Annotated in this window: 20 protein-coding genes, 1 tRNA gene and 1 pseudogene; 7 read left to right on the top strand and 15 right to left on the bottom strand. The window is 60.8% G+C overall.

The window, feature by feature from the left end:
- Positions 1 to 137: 137 nt before the first annotated feature.
- The 12 genes from E3Z29_RS15950 to E3Z29_RS15895 all read right to left on the bottom strand — a co-directional run bounded on the left by E3Z29_RS15950 (position 138) and on the right by E3Z29_RS15895 (position 12,513).
- Positions 138 to 1,085, bottom strand: coding sequence for a peptidylprolyl isomerase (locus E3Z29_RS15950; RefSeq protein ID WP_134786271.1), 948 nt, complete (start codon positions 1,083 to 1,085; stop codon positions 138 to 140).
- Complete coding sequence (locus tag E3Z29_RS15945; RefSeq protein WP_134786270.1) at positions 1,082 to 1,552, bottom strand: YbjN domain-containing protein; 471 nt, start codon at positions 1,550 to 1,552, stop codon at positions 1,082 to 1,084. Before E3Z29_RS15945 ends, E3Z29_RS15950 begins: the two co-directional genes overlap by 4 nt.
- Positions 1,553 to 1,573: 21 nt before the next feature.
- Complete coding sequence (locus E3Z29_RS15940) at positions 1,574 to 2,203, bottom strand: DNA repair protein (protein ID WP_134786269.1); 630 nt, start codon at positions 2,201 to 2,203, stop codon at positions 1,574 to 1,576.
- Between the two features lie 18 nt (positions 2,204 to 2,221).
- Positions 2,222 to 3,919: a putative porin gene (locus E3Z29_RS15935; protein WP_134786268.1), complete on the bottom strand. Its 1,698-nt coding sequence runs from the start codon at positions 3,917 to 3,919 to the stop codon at positions 2,222 to 2,224.
- Between the two features lie 53 nt (positions 3,920 to 3,972).
- Complete coding sequence (locus E3Z29_RS15930; RefSeq protein WP_134786267.1) at positions 3,973 to 4,677, bottom strand: energy transducer TonB; 705 nt, start codon at positions 4,675 to 4,677, stop codon at positions 3,973 to 3,975.
- A gap of 3 nt (positions 4,678 to 4,680) precedes the next feature.
- A complete protein-coding gene (locus E3Z29_RS15925; RefSeq protein ID WP_003224462.1) occupies positions 4,681 to 5,106 on the bottom strand; it encodes a biopolymer transporter ExbD in 426 nt (141 codons plus the stop codon).
- 11 nt (positions 5,107 to 5,117) lie between these two features.
- Entirely contained in the window at positions 5,118 to 6,917 is a 1,800-nt protein-coding gene (locus E3Z29_RS15920) for a DUF2341 domain-containing protein (RefSeq protein WP_134786266.1), read from the bottom strand.
- Positions 6,918 to 6,929: 12 nt separating this feature from the next.
- Positions 6,930 to 8,528 (bottom strand): ShlB/FhaC/HecB family hemolysin secretion/activation protein, encoded by a 1,599-nt coding sequence (locus E3Z29_RS15915; protein ID WP_134786265.1) that lies wholly within the window; start codon positions 8,526 to 8,528, stop codon positions 6,930 to 6,932.
- A 57-nt stretch (positions 8,529 to 8,585) separates the two neighbouring features.
- Entirely contained in the window at positions 8,586 to 9,197 is a 612-nt protein-coding gene (locus E3Z29_RS15910; RefSeq protein ID WP_098963896.1) for a transposase, read from the bottom strand.
- Positions 9,198 to 9,471: 274 nt separating this feature from the next.
- A complete protein-coding gene (locus E3Z29_RS15905; RefSeq protein ID WP_167734205.1) occupies positions 9,472 to 10,680 on the bottom strand; it encodes a DSD1 family PLP-dependent enzyme in 1,209 nt (402 codons plus the stop codon).
- Positions 10,681 to 10,754: 74 nt separating this feature from the next.
- A complete protein-coding gene (locus E3Z29_RS15900; RefSeq protein ID WP_167734203.1) occupies positions 10,755 to 12,083 on the bottom strand; it encodes a D-arabinono-1,4-lactone oxidase in 1,329 nt (442 codons plus the stop codon).
- A gap of 76 nt (positions 12,084 to 12,159) precedes the next feature.
- Entirely contained in the window at positions 12,160 to 12,513 is a 354-nt protein-coding gene (locus E3Z29_RS15895; RefSeq protein WP_134786262.1) for a cytochrome c5 family protein, read from the bottom strand.
- A gap of 372 nt (positions 12,514 to 12,885) precedes the next feature.
- Between E3Z29_RS15895 and E3Z29_RS15890 the strand changes: the two genes are divergently transcribed.
- The 3 genes from E3Z29_RS15890 to E3Z29_RS15880 all read left to right on the top strand — a co-directional run bounded on the left by E3Z29_RS15890 (position 12,886) and on the right by E3Z29_RS15880 (position 17,568).
- Positions 12,886 to 14,511 (top strand): NADP-dependent glyceraldehyde-3-phosphate dehydrogenase, encoded by a 1,626-nt coding sequence (locus tag E3Z29_RS15890; RefSeq protein WP_027613768.1) that lies wholly within the window; start codon positions 12,886 to 12,888, stop codon positions 14,509 to 14,511.
- A gap of 46 nt (positions 14,512 to 14,557) precedes the next feature.
- The gene (locus E3Z29_RS15885) at positions 14,558 to 15,598 is read left to right on the top strand and encodes an FUSC family protein (RefSeq protein ID WP_177416210.1); all 1,041 of its coding nucleotides are present in this window, start codon (positions 14,558 to 14,560) and stop codon (positions 15,596 to 15,598) included.
- 80 nt (positions 15,599 to 15,678) lie between these two features.
- Positions 15,679 to 17,568 carry an acyltransferase family protein gene (locus E3Z29_RS15880; RefSeq protein WP_134786260.1) on the top strand — a complete coding sequence of 630 codons (1,890 nt, stop codon included), beginning with the start codon at positions 15,679 to 15,681 and terminating at the stop codon, positions 17,566 to 17,568.
- Here E3Z29_RS15880 and E3Z29_RS15875 read toward each other — a convergent pair.
- Positions 17,555 to 18,451, bottom strand: a complete 897-nt coding sequence (locus E3Z29_RS15875) for a DMT family transporter (RefSeq protein ID WP_027613771.1) — start codon at positions 18,449 to 18,451, stop codon at positions 17,555 to 17,557. The two genes, E3Z29_RS15880 and E3Z29_RS15875, sit on opposite strands and share 14 nt — an antisense overlap.
- Before the next feature lie 150 nt (positions 18,452 to 18,601).
- On the opposite strand from E3Z29_RS15875, the pseudogene E3Z29_RS15870 reads away from it, so the two are divergent.
- Both E3Z29_RS15870 and E3Z29_RS15865 read left to right on the top strand, forming a co-directional pair.
- Positions 18,602 to 19,040 (top strand): annotated as a pseudogene (locus E3Z29_RS15870) (Lrp/AsnC family transcriptional regulator).
- Positions 19,041 to 19,100: 60 nt separating this feature from the next.
- The gene (locus E3Z29_RS15865) at positions 19,101 to 19,427 is read left to right on the top strand and encodes a YceK/YidQ family lipoprotein (protein WP_134786259.1); all 327 of its coding nucleotides are present in this window, start codon (positions 19,101 to 19,103) and stop codon (positions 19,425 to 19,427) included.
- 43 nt (positions 19,428 to 19,470) lie between these two features.
- Here E3Z29_RS15865 and E3Z29_RS15860 read toward each other — a convergent pair whose 3' ends face one another.
- Positions 19,471 to 20,829 (bottom strand): hypothetical protein, encoded by a 1,359-nt coding sequence (locus tag E3Z29_RS15860; protein WP_134786258.1) that lies wholly within the window; start codon positions 20,827 to 20,829, stop codon positions 19,471 to 19,473.
- Positions 20,830 to 21,248: 419 nt separating this feature from the next.
- A complete protein-coding gene (locus tag E3Z29_RS15855) occupies positions 21,249 to 21,920 on the bottom strand; it encodes a Bax inhibitor-1/YccA family protein (protein WP_027613775.1) in 672 nt (223 codons plus the stop codon).
- Between the two features lie 123 nt (positions 21,921 to 22,043).
- On the opposite strand from E3Z29_RS15855, the gene E3Z29_RS15850 reads away from it, so the two are divergent.
- Positions 22,044 to 22,131 (top strand) — tRNA-Ser (locus E3Z29_RS15850).
- 252 nt (positions 22,132 to 22,383) lie between these two features.
- Positions 22,384 to 23,109 carry a hypothetical protein gene (locus E3Z29_RS15845; RefSeq protein WP_134786257.1) on the top strand — a complete coding sequence of 242 codons (726 nt, stop codon included), beginning with the start codon at positions 22,384 to 22,386 and terminating at the stop codon, positions 23,107 to 23,109.
- Positions 23,110 to 23,130: the final 21 nt, after the last annotated feature.

The following is a 23,130-nucleotide window of genomic DNA, read 5'->3' as shown; positions in this document are numbered from 1 at the left end:
ATTTTGGAAAACGCCACGGTTCTAATGTGGGAGCGGGCTTGCTCGCGAAGGGGCCATGCCAGCCAACTTGTTTGTTGAAAGACCCACCGCTTTCGCGAGCAAGCCCGCTCCCACCCGGGATCTGCGGTGAATCACCATCAGCGTTTCTCTTCGAGGACCTTGTTCAGCTCAGCCCCATCGATACTCAGCGTCGCGGTATTGAGCATCCCGTCCAGATACGCCTGAGCAATCTGCTCCTGACGTTGCGCACGCAAGGCTTGAGTCAATTGGTCGCGCAGTTCGTCGAGGGTCGCAGTACGTGCCGGTTGCTGTTCAGTGAGTTTGATCACATGGAAGCCGGCCGCGCTCTGCACTGGATCGGACACCGCACCGACCTTCAATTTCGCCACCGCACCCCTTACCTCCGGCACCAGTTGCTGCAACGGTTGCAGCCCGGTGTCGCCGCCGCGTTCGGCGGTCAGGCGATCCTGCGAATACTGAGTCGCCAGCGCGGCAAAATCCCCCGGTGTGCTCTGGGCCTTCTTGCTTAGCTCGGTGGCCTGCTTGCGCACAGCTTCCAGGCTCTGGGCATCCGGCACCGCGAGGAAAATCTGGCTCACCCGATACAACGCCGGAGTCTGCCAGTTGCCCTTGCCAGCGTCATACGCCTGCTGCAACTCGCTCGCACTCGGGTAGTCCGCCGGCACCGTGCTGACCGAGCGCAGGTAATCGCGAAAGACGATCTGCTCAGTGGCCGCGCGGGTTTGCCGCACCACGTCCGGACGCTGTGCCCAGCCCTGAGCGTCGGCCTGTTCCAACACGGCTTTTTCCGCCAACCGCGCACGAATCCAGCGCTCCAGCGCTTCACGGTTGCCGCGCAATTGCTCGCGAGTCGCCGGCGGGACGGTCGCCAGCAGCGCCTGCAACTCCTGCGGCGTCACTTGCTGATTGCCCAACCGCGCCACCGCAGGCCCCGCAGCAACCGCCGCCAACGGCGACGATTGCTGGGCGGCAACCGGGTCAGCACCCGGTCGCAGCACCAGCGCCACGGCTACCACCAACAGCGCCACTGCCCCGGCGCCGATCACCATGGCAGGCTTTTTCACAGCGCGACTTCCTCTTGCTCAGTGGTGGCGACTTTTGCTGTCGAAGCTTGTGCGGCCTGGCTGAAATCACGCAGGTAGACGATGAACTCCTGCAACAGGCGATCCCACAATTCCAGATTGCCGCGCAGGTGATCGTGGCTCACACCGGCCGCCAGCACCACGTCCATCTCCATCACCAGAAACTCGCCCTGCAACGACAACCGCGCAAAACGCCGGGTGGCGTTCCACTGTTCGGCCACGCCCTGTGGCAACTCACCTTGCACCCGCAGCGCGCAGCTGAAAGTGAAATCGACGTAGCTGCCCTGCTCCACCGCCGGGTTGCCGAAACGCACGGCATAACCGATGCCCTGACTGGCGCTGAGCAACTGTACGATGCCGTTCTGTTCGGTCTGGTTGACGCGATAACCGGCGGCTTGCAGGACGTCGGTCAGGGATTGTGGGGACACATGGCTGATCAATTGAGTCATGACTTCTTCCTTGTTGGTAAATCAGTGTGCGAGCGCGGCTTGTGGCGCGTCGAATTGAGTCTTGTACAGCTCGTCACCGAACCCCTGGGCCAACTCATCGAACTTGACCCGGGCACTACCCGCAAAGGGCTGGCGGATCTTCATCACCTCGGCCACATCGATGTTTTCGTAGGCGCTGAGGATCTGCTTGGCGACGCCATACATCTGCTGATTCTTGACTGAACATTGCTGCACTTGTGTGTCACGTTCAGCCAATTGCGCTTGAAGCTTAGACCGTTCTGCCTCTTTGGCACGGGCCATGACCAGCAACTCGTCGTAGGCCTTCTTGAACTTGCCGACCTGTTCGCTGCTGGCGGCGACTTGCGCTTGCGCCTGGTTGTGCAGGTTCTGCTGCTGGCCGGCCAACTGCTCGGCGACGCCTTTGGCCTTGGCCAGTTCGGCGGTCAATTGCTTGATCTGCGCCTGCGCAGCCTTGGCTTCGTTCTGCGCCGCCAGTTGCGCGGCGCTGGCTTGGGCCTGCTGGCTCTGCAGGGTCTGCAACTGCTGGGTGGTGCTGCGCAACTGGGTGCGCAGACGCTCCTCCATGCCTTCGGCGTGCGCGCCTTGTGCGATGAAAAAACTCAGCCCCAACAGAAAAACTCGTGCGTGCATGACCGTACTCCCGGCGCCTTAGAAGCGCGTGTTGATCTCAAGCTGCAAGACGTCGATGTCGAACGGCGCGCCGTACACCGCCTCGGTGCTCAGCCAGCGGCCGGTGGCGTAGACGTTCTTCGCCAGACCGTAATTGCCGCCGAGGAAATAGCCCTTGGCGTTGGTGCCGCCGAGGTGGAACGACGAATCGTTGAAGCCGTCGGGCAAGGCGTCCGGCTGGATGTACTTGTACCCGGCGAACATATTCCAGTCGCCCTGCTTCTTCAGGTCCAGCGCATTGCCGAGGGTGAACTGGACCATCCACGCATTGGCGCCGCTTTCGATCTCGCCGCTGCTGTTGAGGTTGTTGACGATCTGCCCCTCGGCGCGTTTGCGCATGTCGCCTTCGTCGTAACCGAGGTTGTGGATGTAGTTGCCCTGGCTGCGCAGCTTGAAGTCCTCTGGCAGATCGGCGTCCCACACCAGGTTCAGGTCGAGCAGGTTGAACTCCGATGCCAGGCCGACAAACTGCGGCTGCGGTGTGGTGGTCGGGTTGGCCGGGTTCGGCGTGATGTCGCGCAGCAGGAACACGCTGTTGCCCTTCTGCATGAACGCCGCACGGGTGCCATCGGTGTCGCAGCCCGGGGCGCCGGCCCAAGGTTCGCAAGGGCTGGAGCGTTGGCCTTGAATGTCGTCGAAGCGGTAGTAGGCCAGCGCACCTTTGAGGCGGTTGTTGCTGTTGATCGCCCACTTAGCGCCGAGCTGCGCGCCGTAGAGCCACTTGTTGTCGCTTTCTTCCTTGTCGAAACCGTTGCTGGTGGTGGTGTCGTTGGTGTAATCCACCGGGAACGCGCCGACGGTGCCGAACACACCCCAGTCGCGGTTGAGCTTGTGGTCGAAAATCGCCGCCACGCCGTCGAAATTCAGGTCGTTGGAATAGAGCATGTCGGTGGACATGAACGGGTTGGCGAAACGCCCGCCGGTCAGGGTCAGCTCATCGGTCGGCTTCCAGTTCAGGTAGCCCTGATCGAGCCAGATGTCTTTCTTGGCGAAGCCGCCGCCGAGGTTCTGCGTGGTCGACACCGGGTTGTTGTCCGAGCCGGTGCCGATGCGGATGCCGGCGGTCCATTCCGGCGAGATCACCGCTTTCATGCCCAGCCGTGCGCGCAGGCGGAATTGGTTGGTGCGGTCTTCACGGGTGTTGAGCAACGGCGGCAGGCTGGTGCTGCTGTTGGGGTTCACGTCGTACGGGCCGTTGTTGTTGAGTTTGGCGAAGTCGACGATTTCGTTGCTGTTGCTGCCCGAGTAGTAGCGCGATTCGTCGCGCAGGCGGATGTCGCCATCGAAGCTGATGCGCGAAGCCCAGTCCGGGAAGGTGTTGGGCGCCGCCCAGTTTTCCTGCTTGGCGGTGGCCATGACTTCGGCTTTGACCTGATCGCGGATCTGGTCGCGCACTGCCGCTGGCACGTACTGCACGCGCACATCGCCCGGTGCCGCCACCGGTCCGGCCGCTACGGCTGTCGAAGCCGCTGCCTGCTTGGCCTGGGCGGCTTCGTTCTGCGCCTGGGCGATCAGCGCGTCAGCCTTGTCCTGTTTCAGAATGCCCTGCTCGACCAGCAAGCGGATCAGATTGATCGTGGCGTTCTCCGAGGGCGCAGGCGCTGCCGCGGCCTGACCGACCAGGGTCGCAATGACCATGCCGACCGCCAGGGACAATCGATTCACGTTGGAAATCATCTGCACACAACTCCTTTTGGCAAAGCTTGAATGCTTGGCAATGAATAAGTGGGTTAACCCGGACGCCGCCCTTGCAGGGACAGGCGCACAGGCAAAGTGATGGAGGCCGGTGGCCGTTCGCTCAGATGGGGCGCGTTACGCAATGCGGCCAGCACCTGAGTGTCGATCTCGGGCTTGCCGCTGGACTTGACCAGCTCGACCCGGGTGATTTCGCCGACGCTGCTCAGCCACACATCGGCCTGCAGCGAGAATGCGAGGTTGCGCAGATCGGAGTTCTCGCGCAGCAAGCGCTGAAAAGTGAACGCGAGGAACTGGCTGTAAGTGCCGGTGCCCAGGCGTCCGCCACCCGCACCGGCCATGCCGCCACCCTTGCCAGCGCCGATGTTGAAAGCGTCGTTGCCACTCTGCGCGTCACCGTCCATTTGCATCGGGTTGGCCAGATCGTCCGCCGGCGATGGCGGCGCCTCTTCCTCGGGCTTGACCTCTTGCGGCTCGGGCGTGGGTTCGGGCTCGATGACTTTTTCTTCCACCGGGGTTTCCGGCTCCGGCGGCTTTTCCGGAGGTGGCGGCGGCGGAGGCGGCAACGGAATGATCGTCGGCACCTTCGGCGCTTCACGGCGCACGCCGCTCATGTCATTGGCCCACTGCCACAGGAACCACGCGGCGAGCGCGCCGAGCAGCAGCCCGGCGCCCCACTTTACAAAGCGCATCGGCGACCTTTTCACCGGCAGCGGCTCGATCGGAAGTTGTGCGGTCATCACTCAGCCCTGCGTCGGTTTGCCGGTCACCAGACCGACCTGAGACAGTTCGAGCCGGCGCAACAGATCCAGCACTTCAATGACCTTCTGGTACTGCACCGTGGCGTCGCCGCGCACGATCACCGGGAAGTCCGGGCTCTGCGCCTTCTCGATACGCAGGCGCTCTTCCAGCTCCGCAAGGGTCACCGGGTAGGCGTCGAGGAACACCTGACCGCCGTCGTTGACCGAAATCGCTTTGGTCTTGGCCTCCGACAGCGACACCGAGGCGCTGGCCTTGGGCAGGTTGATCTGGATCCCGGAGACCTGCGCGGTGGCGGTGAGGATAAACATCACCAGCACCACCATCAGCACGTCGACCAGCGGGGTGATGTTGATGCTGTCCACCGCTGCATCTTCGTCATCGTCGTGGGAGGCATTTACGGACGCCATGGCAGTGCTCCTCAGGCCGGTACGGAGTGGTTGGCGTGATGACCGCGCTGATGCGACGACTCACTGAACTGGCTCTCGCCGTGCATCTCCGCCAGACGCGTGATGAACTCGTCGACGAACACGCGCATGTCGGCGCTGACTTCCTTGTTGCGGGTGATCAGGCGGTTGTAGCCAAACAGCGCCGGGATCGCGACGAACAGGCCCATGGCGGTGGCCAGCAATGCGGCGGCCATGCCGGGCGCGATGGCGTTGATATTGACGTCGCCGGCCATGGCGGTGCCGAGGAACACCACCATGATCCCCAGCACGGTGCCGAGCAGGCCGATGTACGGGCCGCCGGCGATGGCGTTGGACAGGGTCGAAAGTTTCGAGCTGAGCGCCTGGTTCTCACGGGTACGCACGCCGTCCATCGAGCAGCGGATCGCTTCGATGGTTGCCGCCGACACCGAAGAGGTATCGGCGCCCTGCTCGCGGCGAGTACGGATTTCCTTGACCGCCACCGAGTACAGGCGCCACAGCGGCGAGTGCTGCAGACGCTGAGCGAGTTGCGCGTCGTCGGCGAACATCTCCAGACGGGTACCGACCTTGGCGAACTGCTCGCGGAAATCCTCGTTGGCCTTGCTCACGCGGCTGAGGGTGCGGTTCTTGCGCAGCATGATGATCCACGACTGGAACATCATCAGCACCAGCACGGCGATGATCACCCAGGCGTCCACCGGTACCGCGTTGAGCAGGAAACCGAGGCTGCCGAAGCCGAAACCGGACTGTTCTTCGTCGACGCCGTAGGCCACCAGTTTCGACTCGGCGCCTTGCGCGGTGGCGTCAGCCAGCAGCAACGGCGCCGGACGCGCGACTTTCGACAGGCGCAGTTCGTCGATGGCGCCCACGAACGGTTGGAACGGGCCAGCGGTCAGATCGCCGCCAATCGCCATCACCGAATTGAACGCCGGCATCGCTTGAGCGAGGGACGCGCCCTCACGACCGTTAATGTACAAGCTGACTTTCGAACCTTCGGCGGTCAGCGCGACGTGCTGCCATTGGCCTGGATTCAGCGGCTGAGTGGCCACGGCGCGCTGGCCGTCGATCTCCACAAACGGCACACCCTGATTGACCCCGACCAGCAGGCTGTTGGCGCCTTCGCGGCGGGCAAGGATCAGTTGCTCGCCATTGGCCTGATCCAGACGCAGCCAGACGCTGAAGGTGAACGCGCTGCCCGCGTTGTGCTGCAACGATGGGCTGGCCGGCAGCAGCAACGGCTGGCCGCTGAACTGCAAGGCGCGCCCGACCACGCCGTCAATCGCCGCGCCGGTGGCGCTTTGTGCGGTGTTGCCGTAAGCGGTGGTGTCCTTGGCCGGGGTGCCGGTGGTGCCGTCGAAGTGGTACAGCGCGGTGTAATTCGGATCGAAGGTCAACTGGCCGTTGCCGGTGGCCGGGGCCTTCTGATTGCCGTAGTACATCCAGATGTCCTGACGCTGGCTGCCCTCGACATTCGGCACATCGACCCAGATCAGCGCCATGCCCATCAGCGCATCGAAGCTTTCGATCTGGTGGTTGAGCACGGTCTTGTCATCGGCGGCGACGAAGCGCAAATCCGCGCCGTCTTCCTTGACCCCGTCGAAGGTGAAATTGCCGGTGTGCAGGCGCACCAGCAGCGCAGTGCGGCCCAGGGCCTGATTGATCCCGGCGCCCTGCGGCGTGGTGTCGACGGCGATCTGTTTGCGGTAATGCCAGTCGTCCTGCCACCAGGCCTGCGCCGTGGCCGGGAGCACGAAGCCCAGGCAGATCAACAACGAAAGAATGAGGCGCTGCATGAACGTGCTCCTTTAGAAAGTGGCTTGAAGGTTGAAGTGCAGGCGCGACTCCTGCTTCGAGGTGTTCGGCCCTTCGAGTAACGGGTAGCCCCAGTCGAGGCTGCCGGACAGCCATTTGCTCAGGCTGGCGCGGGTGCCGAGGCCGACGCTGGCCAGGGCGTAACTGGCGTCCTGGTCCGGCAGTTCGTCGCGCAGGTACAGTTGCGCGCCTTCGGCAAAGGCGTAGAAGCGCCATTCCTGCATCCAGCTGCCGGCGTATTTCGCCAGCGACGGCGTGCGCAGTTCCTGACTGAGCAGCACGCCGTCATCGCCGGTGCGCTCGGCCGCCAGATAGCCGCGCACCGAGGTCGCGCCGCCAGCGGAAAACTGTTCGTTGGAGACCAGTGGCCCCGACGCCAGCTGGAACGCGCCTTTGCTCGCGCTCTGCCAGTCGTTGTCGAAAGTCCAGGTGAAATTGCTGTCGCCCTTGAGCACGGCGAAACTCGGGTTGGCCCGGTAGCGTTTGTAGTCGAAGTCTTCGTCGGAGCTGCCGTAACCGAAAATGCTGCGGGTGGCTGCGACCAGGCTCAGGCCGAGTCCAAGCTGACTTTTTTCGGTGTAGCGGAAACCGTTGTAGGCGAAGGTGAACGGCGCGTATTTCAGCGGCACCTTGTCGCTCTCGCCGGACAGGGTCAGGCGCTCGTCGAAGTCCTTGAAGTCGATACCGGCCGACAGCGAGTTCGACCAGTTGCCACTGGACGGCAACGTGTAGATCGCCGACACGCCGTAGGAGTGCCCCTTGCCCAACACGTTACTGCCGCCGATGGTGGCGACGTTGCTGTCGGACTGATAACCGGAGAACTGCACGCTCCAGCGCTCGCTCAACGGCGCTGTGTAGGAAGCCGACCAGACCTTGGCGTTGTCGGTGTCTTGCGGCGCGGTGAAGAATGTCAGGTTGATGCTGTGGCCGAGCTGCCAGAGGTTGTTGTAGCCGAGACTGGTCACGGCGCGCAGCTTCTCGGTGTCGGCGCTGTAATCGTTGTTGAGGCCGACGCTGGCGCTCCACGGGTTCTGGTCTTCGACCTGCAAATCGACGTCCATGGTGCCGGGGCGTTGACCTTCGCGCACCAGCGGCATGACCTGGCGGCCCGGGGTTTTATTGAGCTGCGCCAGTTCGCCCTGAACCTTGGCGAAGTCCGGCACCTCGCCTTCTTTCAGCGCCGGGACGTTGTCGCGGATGTCCAGCGGCGAATAGTGTTTGGCGCCGACCACGCGCACCCGGCCGACCTTGGTTTCGCTGACTTGCAGATAGACGATGCCGTCCGCCACCGATTGCTCCGGCAACTCGACGAACACCGATTGGTAGCCACGCTCCTGATAGGCCTTCTGCAGGGCATCGCGGGCGCCTTCGATGTCAGTCATGGCTTTTTGCGGGCCGAGAAACGGGTACACCGCTTCTTCGATGGCCCTGGCGTCGAGCACGGTGTTGCCGCGCACGAAGTATTCGTTGACGTCCACCAGACGTTGCGGCGCGGCGCCTTGGGCGGCCTCTTCGGCGAATGCCGGTTGCGCGCCGGCCGTCACCAGCAGCCAGCCCCACAGCGCCAGCCGTGACGTGAAAATCTGATCCACACTACCCCCTGAATTCGCGATGACCTGTTGGCGCTGTTGCGCGCCTTGTGTGTTGCGTCAGTTGCTGACTGTCGAGACACCGCTGTGCTTGCCGAGCCAGGTGTGCAGCAGCGCGAAGTTCAACGAGAACTCGGGCATTTGCAGCAAGGCACCGCAGAACACTTCGCCGATGATTTTCTGGATGAGCTGCACCGCACGCGGGTTGTTGAGCAGCGTGGCGATGTCGCGACTGAGGACGTTGAAGCTCCAGACTTTCTGGTTCAGGCCAAGACCGACGAACCAGCGGAACAGCAGGTTGTAATTGAGTTGCTCATAAAGTTGCTGCTCGCTGGGCACCGAATACAGCAGTTGCAGGAGCAGGATGTGCATGACGGTTTGCGCGGGGATGAGCATGCCCGGCTCGACATTGAGCTCGTGCAGCAGGCCTTGGTGGGCGTCGAGCAAGTCATCAATCTGCGGGCGCAGCAACACCAGCGAATGGCCGGGCGGAATGTAGCTGGAGACCTCTTTCAAGGCGCCCTGCCAGTCATCCTGCGACACGATCCAGACCCACGGCGCGCCGTAGCGATATACCGAAACCGGCTTCTTGCGCGCGGCCTCGACGATCTTCGACAGGCGCTGATCGAGTTCCTGCATGCCCACTTTCGAGTAGCGTTCCATAGTCCCCATTGCCTCACTCCCGGCGTCCCGCCTCGGCTTGTGAAAAGCGCCCCGTTGGGCCCCTCAAGCGCGTTACATAGGCATGACCGGACTGGCTATGTGCTACCGAACTTTTGTCATAAAAGCTTCATTACAGAAATTGATCGGGATTTGACAGACAACACAAAACCCTGTGGGAGCGGGCTTGCTCGCGAATGCGGTGTGCCAGTCAAATAGATGCTGACCGACAGGACGCTTTCGCGAGCAAGCCCGCTCCCACAGGGGTATCTGAGGTGTTTTTGGGTCAGGTGTAGACCGGCCAGGTGTCGACAATCTTGCCGCCACGCACCGCCAGCAGATCACCGAATTGCAGGAGGACGGCTTCAGTCTGGGTCGGGCGCAGGAACACTTGATCTTCGATGGTCAGGCCCACGGCGTTGGAGCCGTTGACCATCTCCTGATTCGAACTGCGCCCGTACACCCCATTGCTCTGCAACCCTGGCGGGGATTCGAACTCGGCCATCCAGTTGCCGCCGTAGATGAAAAAAGTCTGCCGCTGGTTGGTGTCCCACCACGAGAACAACGTCGACTTGTCATCCAGCGCCGGGATATTCACCGCACCAGTGCTTTTCAGTACCGGCGTGGCGATGTAGGTCGCCGGCACGTGGTCAACCAGCGACGGCAGGTCGTAATGCGTCGGTTTGAGCATCGCCGTGCCCACCGACACCTCAGTGCTCAGTTTCTCGTTTTCGTGGATGCGGTAACTCGGGCTGCCGGCGGTGTTCAGGCACAGGTTTTCGTTCCACAACGCCGGAAACTGCTGGCGGGTGAAATCCACGCAGCGCTGATAAATCAGCATGACCTTGGCGAACAGTTCTTCCGGTGAGCCGAGTATCCCCGGCACGCCCATACCCACGAACGGGTCGTAACCCATGAACCCGGCGAACTGCAGATGCTGCGGATTGGCGCTGATGAGCGTGAGCATCTGCCCCAACACATTCACATCACTGACCCCACCGCGATGCAGGCCGACATCCAGCTCGATGTTGATGCGCATCCGCGTGCCCAGACCCTGCGCCAGCGCGAGGTATTGCTGCAAGCGCTCAGGCCCGTCGAGCAGCCATTGCAGTTGCCTGGAAGGATCGAACGAGCCTTTGTGAGTCTGATAAAACAGCTCGGCTGAACGCACCGGCAACGGCTTGCCGAGCAGGATGTCGGACTGGGGAAACGTGACGGCGTCGTGATTGAGGAACGGCTGGTGAAACGACATGAGTTTTTGCGTCCCGGCCCGTTGCGCGATGTAGCTCAACAAGCCCGGCGACGGCAGGGATTTTTCCACCAGACGCAATTGCTTGCCGCCGCGTTTGACCGACTGCACCACCACGTCGATGTTGTGATCGAGGCGATCCAGATCGATCAACAACACCGGGCGCATCGGGCCGTTGTCCTTCAATTCTTTATTCAGCGCGCGAAAATACTCGCTGTACGGGCCGCCACGATCACCCGGTCGCAGCCAGGCGCCCACGCCCACTAACAAAGCGCCGACACCCAGCGTGCCGAGGAGAAAATTGCGTCGATTGACCGCCATCAGCTCACCCCCAGAATCGACGACAGATGCGCATTGAGAAAGCGTCCGCTCGGATCCAGCGCCTGACGGACGTCGACAAACTCGTGCCAGCGCGGGTACAGCGGTTGCAGATTCTTCGCGTTGAGCGTGTGCAATTTGCCCCAGTGCGGGCGGCCGTTGTACTTCCAGAAGATCGGCTCGACCGCGGCGAAGAAGTTGTGGTGATCCATCTGGTAATGCTGGTGCACCGAGATCGAACAGCTGTCGCGGCCCTCGAACATGCTCAGCGGAATGTCGTCGGCCTTGACGTAGCGGTACTCGATGGGAAACCAGGTGCGCAGGTCCTTGTCCTGAATCAGCTTGAGGATTTCACGCAGACAGGCCGGGCCGTGTTCGGCGGGCACCGAGTATTCCATCTCGTTGAAGCGCACGGTGCGCACGTTGGCGTAGATGTCGAACGAGTCGCCGACCCGGTCATCGAAACTCGCCATATGCCGCAGGCTGTTAAGCAGCGTGCGGCGCAGCTCGGGGAAGTCGCTGCCGTATTTGTCGATCTTCTCGATCAGGGTCACGAACTCGTTGCCGCCCTCCTCCTCAGGGGGAATCGGCGGCGTGGCCGGGTCGCTGGTTTCGTTGAGGGCGATGGACAGCGCGTAGTCGGAATGGGTGACCACGAGCATTTCCCAGTGCTGATTTTCCCGGGTGTTTTTGTCGAGGTCTTCCAGCAGCTCTTCGGTCTTGGCGATCCACTGGCGTTCGCGCAGGCGGTAGGCCGGGCGATTTTGCAGACGGATTCTGGTGGCCACGCCAAGAGCGCCGAGCGAAACGCGAGCCGCGTTGAATACTTCAGGGTGACGCTGGCTGTCGCAGTCCAGCACCTCGCCGTCGGCCGTCACCAGTTGCAGGCCGCAGACATGCGCCGAGTACGACTGAAAGGTTTTCCCGGTGCCGTGGGTCGAGGTGGAAATTGCCCCGGCGAGAGTCTGGTAATCGATATCGGCCATGTTCTGCAGGGCCTGGCCGACGTCCTTCAGCGGCACGCCCATGCGCGACATTGGCGTACCGGCGCCGAATTCGGCCTGCAGGGTGTTCGGATCGTGGTCGAGCAGCCCGGTGAAGTAGCTCAGCGACAGCAAAGTGCCGTCGGTGGGCACCAGTGCGCTGAACGAATGCGCGGAACCGACCGGGCGGATTTTGCCCTGAGCCTGACGAATCGCAGCACTTAGTTCATCAAGATTCTTCGGCGCCAGCCGCGCCGCCGGCAGGCAACTCTGCCCGCCCGACCAGTTGCGCCAGGGAATCAGTCGCGGGGCGCGCATCAATTGTCCCAGCGCGGGATTGGCCGCCAATGCACTGAACGCGCCGACGATGCTTGCCCGTTGCAACACCTGACGCCGTGTCAGATCCATACTCATGCGCGCGCCCTTATTGTGGGAGGGGCTGGTCGGCCATGAAGCCGATCAGTTGCAGGAATTGTTCTTCGCTGCACTCGACACACTGGCCCATCGGCGGCATGCCGTTGTAGCCGTTGATGGCGTGGTCGAGCAGCGTGTCGGCGCCCTGGCGGATGCGTGGTTCCCAGGCTTGACGATCGCCAGTGAGCGGCGCATTGGCAGCCGGGTTGGCGTGACACAGCTGGCAGCTGTTGGTGTAGATCTGCGCCAGTGCCGGGTCGGTGGGAGTAGCATTGTGAGTGGTCGCCGGCGGTGCGGATTTTTCGTCGCAGCCGCACAGCGTCATCATCAGCGCCAGCAGTAAAGTGAGTGGGATTGCCCGCATAACGATCCTCGAGGGTGGCATCGCTTTTTGTTGTGATCACACCTTAAGGCAGGCACGGCAGCGGGTTGAGGGCATTGCCGGACAACGATGGGGCCAACCGGGGCCAGTAGAGAGTGTTCAGGCCACCCCATTCAACTGTGGGAGCGGGCTTGCTCGCGAATGCGGTGTGTCAGCCATGAGGATGTCAGTTGAAAGGACGCATTCGCGAGCAAGCCCGCTCCCACATTGGATTTCATAAACCAGTCAGAGCTCTGTTCCGCATCTCTGCGTGACATTCGCGTGACATTGGCGGGTTTAAATATCGGCGCATTCAGGCGTATAACCTGTAAAGACTTTTTGATCTGTATACGGACATCAACACGGGGTAGCGACATGACCACAGCAAACATCCTTGGCAATCTGTTCCCTTCTGTCAGCGACATCCCGGAAAAATACCGCCTCGACGGTCAGGTCGAGCAACGCGAATACCTCGTCGATGGCCAACTGCGGCGCTGGGACGGCCCACTCGCCACCGTGCGCAGCCCGGTGTATCTGCACGGCGAAAATGGCGATGAACAAGTGATTCTCGGCAGCACCCCGCTGCTCGACGCCGACACCGCCCTCACCGCCCTCGACGCCGCCGTGCGCGCCTACGATCGTGGTCAGGGCCTGTGGCCGACCATGCGCGTGGCCGAACGCATCCAGCACGTCGAAGCGTTCCTCGGCCGGATGCGCCAGCAGCGCGAAGCCGTGGTCAAGCTGCTGATGTGGGAGATCGGCAAGAACCTCAAGGACTCGGAAAAAGAGTTCGACCGCACCTGCGACTACATCGTCGACACCATCAACGCACTGAAAGAACTCGACCGCCGCTCCAGCCGTTTCGAACTGGAACAGGACACTCTCGGCCAGATCCGCCGCGTGCCGCTCGGCGTGGCACTGTGCATGGGGCCTTACAACTATCCACTGAACGAAACCTTCACCACGCTGATTCCGGCGCTGATCATGGGCAACACCGTGGTGTTCAAACCGGCCAAGCTCGGCGTGTTGCTGATCCGCCCGCTGCTCGAAGCGTTCCGCGACAGTTTCCCGACCGGCGTGATCAACGTGATCTACGGCAGCGGCCGCGAAACCGTCAGCGCGCTGATGGCCAGCGGCAAGATCGACATCTTTGCCTTCATCGGCACCAACAAGGCCGCCAGCGACCTGAAGAAACTGCACCCGAAACCACACCGCTTGCGCGCCGCGCTGGGCCTGGATGCGAAGAACCCCGGCATCGTCCTGCCGGAAGTCGATCTGGACAATGCGGTCAGCGAAGCGGTCACCGGTTCGCTGTCGTTCAACGGCCAGCGCTGCACCGCGCTGAAGATCCTCTTTGTGCACGAGGACGTGGTCGACGCCTTCATCGAAAAATTCAACGCCAAACTCGCCACCCTCAAGCCGGGCATGCCGTGGGACAGCGGCGTGGCGCTGACGCCGCTGCCGGAGTCGGGCAAGGTCGACTACCTGCACGGTCTGGTGGCCGACGCGCAGAGCAAGGGCGCACAAGTGGTCAACCCGAATGGCGGCGAGAGTCGCGAATCGTTCTTCTACCCCGCCGTGCTGTACCCGGTGACGCCGCAGATGCGCGTGTACAACGAAGAACAGTTCGGCCCGGTGGTGCCGATCGTGCCGTACCGTCACCTCGATACCGTGATCGACTACGTGCTGGAATCGGATTTCGGCCAACAACTGAGCCTGTTCGGCACCAACCCGGTGGCGATCGGCCGACTGGTCGATACCTTCGCCAATCAGGTCGGGCGGATCAACCTCAACGCCCAGTGCCAGCGCGGCCCGGACACCTACCCGTTCAACGGGCGCAAGAACTCCGCCGAGGGCACGCTGTCGGTACACGATGCCCTGCGGGTGTTTTCGATCCGCACACTGGTGGCGACCAAGTTCCAGGACAGCAACAAGGATCTGATCAGCGAAATCATTCGCGGCCGCGATTCGAGCTTCCTGACCACCGATTACATCTTCTGACGAGGACTTTGCACTGAGCACCTTCAGCACCCAACGACTGCCACCGCTGCTGCGGCGAATCCTGCGTCCGTTGCTGGACCCGTACCGCCGCTACCAGCACGCCCGATTGATTCACGCGGTGCGGGTAGCGCTGGGGCTGCTGGCGACCATCCTGCTGACCACCGGCATCAACCTGCCCCACGGCGAGTGGGGGTCGGTGACCATGCTGGTGGTGATTGGCGGCCTGCAACACCACGGCAACATCGGCAAGAAAGCCGCCGAACGCGCCACCGGCACCCTGATCGGTGCCGGCGTCGGTCTGCTGCTGGTGGCGCAACAGGCATGGCTGGGCCTGCCGTGGCTGACCTACTTTGCCATGGCGGTGGTCTGCGGGTTCTTCTCCTATCACGCGATCGGCAAGGGCGGGTACACCGCCCTGCTCTCGGCAATCACCGTATTCATTGTCGCCGGGCATGGCGACAACCCGATCACCGATGGCTTATGGCGCGGGGTCGACATCCTGATCGGCATCGCCCTGGCCCTGGCATTTTCCTTCGCCCTGCCGCTGTACGCCGTGTATTCGTGGCGCTACAACCTGGCCGATGCCTTGCGCGACTGCGCCACGTTGTACGGGCGGATCATCAGCGGCCAACCGGTCAGCGCCGATGAACATCTGAAGCTGATGGGCCGGGTGACTACGGTTATGGTGCAACTGCGCTCGCTGATGCCTTCGGTGTCCAAGGAAGTGAAAATCTCCATGACCGAACTGGACGCGATTCAACGCAACCTGCGCATGTGCGTCAGCACTCTGGAGATCCTCGGCAACACACGCCCGGATGCCAACGACCCTGAAGCCATGGCGCACCTGCAATCGGCACTGCGGGCCGAGCACCGGGTGATCCGCGTGCAACTGATCGGCATGGCCCGGGCCTTGAAGTCCGGCGCCACGCAACACCTGCAGCGACCGCTGGAATTACCGGACGCCAGCCTCGACACACCGCTCTACAACACGCTGGACGGCTACCGGTTGCTGACCCGACAACTGGCCGCAAACATTGGCGAGCTGCGCCAACGCCTGGCGATGACTGCACCGCGCTGGAACATCTGAGCCGTCGGAAAAAACCCATGTAACAAAGCTGACATCATCACTACAATGCGCCGCACAATGGATGTGACATGGACGCATAAATGCAATTCAGGAAGAGTATCAACGCCCTGCGGGCACTGGCCGTGCTTTCGGTCGTGCTGTTTCATTTCAAGGTGCCAGGGTTCGAGGGCGGATTCGTCGGCGTAGACGTGTTCTTCGTCATCTCCGGCTTCCTGATGACCGGCATCATCGTCAATGGCGTGCAGCAGCAGAACTTTTCCCTCCTCGGTTTCTATGCCTCCCGCGCCCGCCGCATCATTCCCGCCCTGCTGGTCCTGTGCGTTGCGCTGCTGATCTTCGGCTACTTTTATCTGTCGCTGGATGACTTGCGCGAAACCATCCGTACGATCAAGAGCAGTCTGCTGTTCAGCTCGAACTTCAGCTTTGCCCAAAGCGGCAATTACTTCGCGGCGCCGCTGCATGAAAACTGGTTGCTGCATACCTGGTCGCTGTCGGTCGAATGGCAGTTCTACCTGCTTTACCCCGTGCTGATCATGGGGCTGCACCGGTTCTTCGGCACCGATAAAACTCGCGTTGCCTTGCTGGCCGTGGCGCTGATTTCGCTGCTGGCGTCCATCATCGTGACCCGCGTCAACCCGACGTTCGCCTTCTACATGCTGCCCACCCGCGCCTGGGAAATGATCGCTGGCGGCCTGGTTTTTCTGTTTCCCCTGCGATTGAGCCAGCGCGGCGGCGCGATTTGCGAAGGGCTCGGTCTGCTGGCGATTGCCGTCAGCGTGCTGGTTTTTTCTGAGGCGGATCTGTGGCCGGGCTACCTGGCACTGGTGCCGGTGCTGGGGACGATGCTGGTGATTCACGCCAACACCCGGTCGATGTTCAGCGGCAATCCTGCGCTGCAATTTGTCGGGAGCATTTCCTACTCGGTGTACCTGTGGCATTGGCCGCTGGTGGTACTGCTTTACCTGTGCGGGCTGTTGAGCAGCTGGCCGCACGTGATCGGCGCAATCATCGCCTCGTTCGCCCTCGGCACCCTGTCGTTCTACCTGGTGGAATCGAAGGTGAAGAAAGGTACGAGCGCTACTCGAACAGTGGTCAAGTTCGCGTCACTGACGGTAGCGGTGGTGGCCGTGTCGGCAACGACGTCGTCGCTGGTCAAGCAACACCCCGACTGGCGCCCGGCACTGGTCGAACTTGGCCAGCCGGAATACACCAGCAAGCTGTATCCGCAGGAGTGCTACCCGAATGCCTATGCGGCGGCGGATTGCAAACTGGGCACGGGTGATGTGTCGGTAATTCTGTACGGCGACAGCCATGCGCAATCCACCGCAGCGGCGGTGCAGATGGAAAATCCTCAGGCGGCACTGTCATGGTCACGGGGCGGTTGCCCGACCCTGACGCACTTCGCCATGCACGACAAGACCGTCGAAAGCCAGTGCCGGGGCTTCAATCAGGAAAAGCTGCAACAACTGAAAACCGCGTACGCCGGCGTGCCGGTGGTGCTGTTCAGCCGTGCGGCGCTGTATGCGGATTCGGGCCGGGAAAACAGCTACCGGATTTCCTTTCCCGAGCGCCAGGCCACGTTTGCCGAAGCGTATACCGAAGAGTACGTCAGCACGGTCTGCTCGATCGCGGAAAACCATCCGGTGTACATCGTCAAACCGATCCCGGAGATGCCTTTCAGCGTCTACAAGGGCTTGAATCTGAATCAGCGTCTGTTCCGGCAAAACACAGACATTTCCTTGCCGTTGCAGGTCTATGAGAAGCGCAACCGCATCGCCATCGCAACCATCGAAGCCGCCGCCAGCCGCTGCAACGCGACGGTGATCGACCCGACGCCGTACCTGTGCCCCGACGGCAATTGCATGGGCTCCATGGACGGCGTGCCGCTGTACTTTGACGACAACCATCTGGTGGATGCCGGCAATCAGCAGCTCAAAGGCCTGTTCAAGGATCTGATCAAACCGATTTGAGCTGGCGCCGGGCTTTCAGGCCCCAGCCCTGTTGCATCCCGGCGGCGGCCAGCAGAATTGCTGCCACCCCGATCCATTGCAGGATCTGCAGGCGATGGCCGAAGGCGAACCAGTCGACGAAAATCGCCGCAATCGGGTAGATGAAGGACAGCGCACCGGTCAGGGCCGTCGGCAGCTTCTGGATCGCGCCGTACAGCAGCACATACATCAGGCCGGTGTGGACGATGCCCAGCGTCACCAGACTGGCCCAGGCTCCGTTGGTTTGCGGCAGGCCGTTGAAGTGCGCGAACGGCGCGAGCAACAGCACTCCGGTGCAGACCTGGATCAGCGCGATCAGATGCGGCGGCGTGCCAGTCAGGCGCTTGATGATCAGCGCCGCCATCGCGTAGAGCAACGCCGCCCCCAACGCCAGCGCAATCCCCAGCAGATATTCGCTACCGCCCTCGCCCTGCCCGCCATGGGCACTGACGATCGCCAGCATGCCGAGAAAGGAAATCGCCAGCCAGAACAGCTTTTGCAAGGTGATTTTCTCGCCGAGAAACAGCGCCGCCAAACCGACCAGCATGAACGGCTGCACGTTGTAGACCGCTGTGCCGATGGCAATCGAGGCGCGGGAATACGAGCCGAACAACAACACCCAGTTGCCGACAATCGCCACCCCACTGAGCACCGCGAGCAGGAACGTGGTGCGGGTCAGAATGCCCGGACGCAAGAAGCCGAACGCCGCGCATATCAGCAGCAAGGTGCCGGCGCCGAACACGCAACGCCAGAACACCACATCCAGCACCGGTTGCCCGGACACCAGCACGAACCAGCCGATGGTCCCGGAAATCAGCATGGCGGCGGTCATTTCCAATGAACCACGGCGGATTGTGTTGTCCATCATCGATCTCCCTAAGCGTTTGACGAAAGCGTGGCAAAAGTATGCCAAGCCGACCACGAGCGCCTCCAGCGCAAAAAGCAGGCTAAACTCGATTTCTGCCTTTTTTATCGCGGGTGGTTTCCCTCAAATGCCTAATACCGGAGTTGCCCCATGACCGACGATATCGACCAGATCCTCATCAGCGCCTTGATGGACGACTCGCGTCGCTCGCTCAAGGCATTGGCGCAAATCAGCGGCCTGTCCTCACCCAGCGTGGCCGAACGCCTGCGCCGCCTGGAGGAGCGCGGCGTGCTCAAGGGCTATACCGTCGAGATCGACCCCAAATGCTTCGGCTATCAGCTCCAGGCGATCGTCCGGGTGCGACCACTGCCGGGGCAATTGCAGGAGGTGGAGCGGCAAATCATGTCGATCCCGGAGTTCACCGAGTGCGACAAGGTCACCGGGGAAGATTGCTTCATCGCCCGATTGCATGTGCGTTCGATGGAACAGCTGGACACCCCTGCTCGATCGCCTCAATACGCTGGCCGAAACCAACACCGCGATCGTCAAGAAAACCCCGGTCAAGCGCCGGTTACCGCCGATGGCGTGAGTGCTTTTTGCGCCTGCTCGGCGTAGATTGAGGTTTTTCCGGCGAAAGGATTGGGCGGTAATGAAAATTCAGGCAGTGATGCTGACGGTGTTGATGCTCGGCGGGTGCGGGACGGTGCAGACCGTCGTGCTCAGCGACAAGGCTTCTGTGGACCAGCTGAAAACCAAGAAGAGCTACTGCGGCGCTGTTCCGCGCATTTATAGCGGTGCAACCTACGACTTCTGCATGCTGCACGCCGAAAAGCCGGATGACGTCGACGCGTTCAATTACAACAACGCCTCCCTTGGCCTGGTGGTCGATGCAGCAGTCTCAGGTGTGCTGGATACGTTTCTGCTGCCCTACACGATTTACAAGCAACAGGCCGATGGCAGCATCGTGATCAACTGATTGAAAACCTCCAGACGCCGAGACGTCTGGAGGCTGCTGCACTTTACTCGAGCAATTGCTGCAAGCTTGGGTCACGCATGACTTTTTGCTGAGGCTGCGAATTGTCGTCGCCTGTCTTGAGCATTTTCAACTTGAGGTTCTGAACCTTGGCGCAGGCGTTCTTGCCATCGGCGTAGATCCCGCTCATGTCACATTTCCATTCGAAATAATTAACCAGACCGCCTGACAGTTGCAGACTGTAGTCCGTGCTCTTGGTCCCTGGCGTGAACGGATGACCCGCCGGAATATTCTGGAACCACTTCATCCATTCCGCAGAACCCGGGCTCGGTATTTTGTCCTTGGGCTGGAAGGTGGGATTCATGATCGCCACCTGTGGCGACTCCCCCGTGGCGTGGCAGCTCAGGCAGGAACTGTTGGGGTTGTCTACAGGCCCGTTGAGGCGACCGTTCCAGCCCAGGTGGGTGGGCGGCAGTTCTTTGGTGTTGGCGTTGATTGCCGTCTGCTGCAATGCCGGGTTGATTCTGGTTTCAGTCGGCGTCGGATTGGTGAAGTCATTGCCGGTTTCTTTCGGATCGTTACCCCACATGATCCCGACCGGAACGAGATTGTCCCAACCGGGTTTGCCGGTTTTAGCCCCGTTGTACTGGAAGGTGCCGAAAATCCAGCCTGTGTCGCTCATACGGGTATCACGCACGGCGATGTCCATCTGAATGAGCGCAACATCTTTGATCTTGCGATTTGCGGACGTGAAAGTTTCAGTGATATAGCCTTGCCACAACACCGGGTTGACGAGGAACGGTACGGTGGTGCGATCAATATCGGCAAACAATGCCTTGCAGACTACGGTGCCATTGGCAAAGCTTTTGGGTTGCGAAGTGAAGCCAGGATCCGGGTTGTTCGGATCTTTCCAGACCTCGCCAATGGTGTAGGCGCCAATGTCGTTGTAAATGCCCACGGCGTAGGTCTGGCCGCTGGCGATCTGCGTCTGTGCCAGTTGTTTGACCGGAATTTGCGCTTCCTTGGTCAGACCATGAATACCTTCACGCCCCAGCGGGCCATAGTGCTGCCAAGGCATGTGGTACCACTGACGCAGCTTGTTCTTCTGTACATTCCAATCGACCTCGACATTGCCTTCCAGGCAATAGTCCTTCACCTCCTCCATGTAGGCACGCCAGGTTTCAAAGTTGTTGTCGGGTTTGGCCGGGAGTTTTTTGAAAAAATCCGGCAGCGCTCCTTGGGGAGCTTGGGTCGGGTAACTCTGGCTAAGTTCGAACAACGGGCCTGAATATTGGCTGGCGGGTGGCTGATAGCCAAAATCGGGGTAGACACCGGCAAGAGTCGAGGCACTGAACAGTGCTGTCGTGATAGCCAATACGGCACGCTTTCCTTGGGACTGGTTCATCGATGATCTCCTTGATTGGGACAACGCCTGCAGCGACCCATGAATCGAGTCCGACCACCAGGGCCTCCATTATTTTTTTGATAATCAGGGACTCGGCTTGCGGGCCGAGAGCAACTCACGGTTGAATCTGGGTAGGCTGGTTTGGAGGACCTCCTGTTTTCCGGATGAACGAATACGACAACCCGGGCGACGCTCCGGGCTTGAACAGAAGAAGAAACATGGGATGCGGGGGCTGTAGAAGGTGTTACTGCATGCCGACTCCTGTCGACCGCCTGCCGTTCTTCCTTGTCTTAGGTGTAGGCCAATTCCATAAAGGCGCCATGATTTCTTGAAAAAATGTCGGCGAAAGGCCACTACGTTTTCGCACGGGCAACAAAAAACCCGCCGAAGCGGGTTTTTTGTTGATTCACAAACAGCGATCAGTCGTCGCGGCTCATGATGCCGAAGATCTGCAACAAGCTGATGAACAGGTTGTAGATCGATACATACAGGCTGATGGTTGCCATGATGTAGTTGCGCTCGCCACCGTGGATGATCGCGCTGGTCTGGAACAGAATGCACACCGACGAGAACAGCACGAAACCGGCGCTGATCGCCAGTTGCAGGCCGCTGATCTGGAAGAACATGCTCGCCAGCGTTGCACCCAGCAACACGAAGAAACCGGCGGTGATGAAACCACCGAGGAAGCTCATGTCCTTGCGGGTGATCAGCACGTAGGCCGAGAGACCACCGAACACCAGCGCGGTCATCGCGAATGCCGAACTGACCACTTCAGCGCCGCCCTGCATGCCCAGGTAACGGTTGAGGATCGGGCCGAGCAGGAAACCCATGAAACCGGTCAGCGCAAAGGCGGACACCAGGCCCCACGCAGAATCACGGAGTTTGTTGGTGAGGAAGAACAGCCCGTAGAAACCGATCAGCACCACGAAAATGTTCGGATAGCCGACGCGCATCTGCTGGGCCACGAAAGCCATCACACCGCTGAATGCGAGGGTGAGCGCCAGTAGACCGTAAGTGTTGCGCAGGACGCGGCTAACCTCTAGCTGCTCAGCCTGCACGCTGTTGTGAACTGCGTAATCCTGTTCGCGCATGGCGACACTCCTGTTGGTTTGAAACGTTCAGTGGCAAAGATCATAACAGACGCTCTGTAACAAGCCATGCACAGAGTTTGACAGTGTGTTTCATTCAGGTATTATGGCGCCCGCAACGCAAACGGAGGTGTGGCCGAGTGGTTTAAGGCAACGGTCTTGAAAACCGTCGACTGTAACAGGTCCATGAGTTCGAATCCCATCGCCTCCGCCATATTTGATATGACAAAGCCCTGATTATTCAGGGCTTTGTCGTTTCTGCCGTTCTGAAAAATCTTCGCCCTTCAGGATGCGTTCCATAACTATTCTGGACGTGTTCCATAACTAACCGCTTTTCACTCCCTCCCCGGCGTCCTGCCGACGAATACCAATCCAAAATCCTACAGCTCGTCGCCTCGCCCTCGCCCACCTTGCGACACTCGATTACTGTACATGCATACAGCATTTGTACAGTGAATCCGTTCCCATGAATTTCGACCAGGCGAAAGCCCTCCGACTCCAGCGATGGCGCTCAACTCTCGATGATCAAGATTTCCGCATGCAAAACCCAGAGGGGCACCGCGAAACCCTTCATGAGATGTCAGCGGCGCTGCAAACAGAGGGACTGATCGACCAGCTTGAACAGTTCGAAATGAACGAGGTGGCAGACGCTGCTTACTGGCACGCCGTCGAGGAGCTGCAGAATTCGCCGGGCCATTACCGCGGTGCGTCGACCTACAGGGTCGTGCAGATCGACAACGGAAAGCTGCTGGGCACCATCAGCCGGTCCATATTCAACTTCGCATCTGCCACGCCGCGAGGCGCGTCATCCGCGTATGACGGGAAGGTTTACTCTGGTCCAGAAGGCATACATCTCAACCTGGGGCTATCAAGGAACATTGGCAAAATTTCCGGGCTGATCCTGGCCATGTATGGGCAGCAATATCAGTTGGTCGAAACTGAGCGGGTCATCGGTGGCGTCGACTACAGCCCCATCGACGACCCAGACACTTACCGCGCGCTGGTTGATGCTGGCCAAGTCGCAAAGGAAGAGCGCGATCTGCGTACTTTTGAAAAGGTGCGACCACACATTGAATCAGCGGTGTTCTGCACCTGCCCTGTGTGCCTTGATCAATTTGGCACGCGGGAAGACTGCCAGAGCTGCTCCGGAAAAGGTTTTGTGACAAAGCCAGCACCAGCAGGTCTACGCTGAAAGCTCATGCGAGGATCTGGC

Origin of the sequence: Pseudomonas sp. S150 (assembly GCF_004526365.1) — a bacterium.
Classification (GTDB): Bacteria; Pseudomonadota; Gammaproteobacteria; order Pseudomonadales; family Pseudomonadaceae; genus Aquipseudomonas; species Aquipseudomonas putida_A.
Note: the sequence above shows the minus strand (reverse complement) of the source record. Positions and strands in the feature narration are given on the sequence as shown.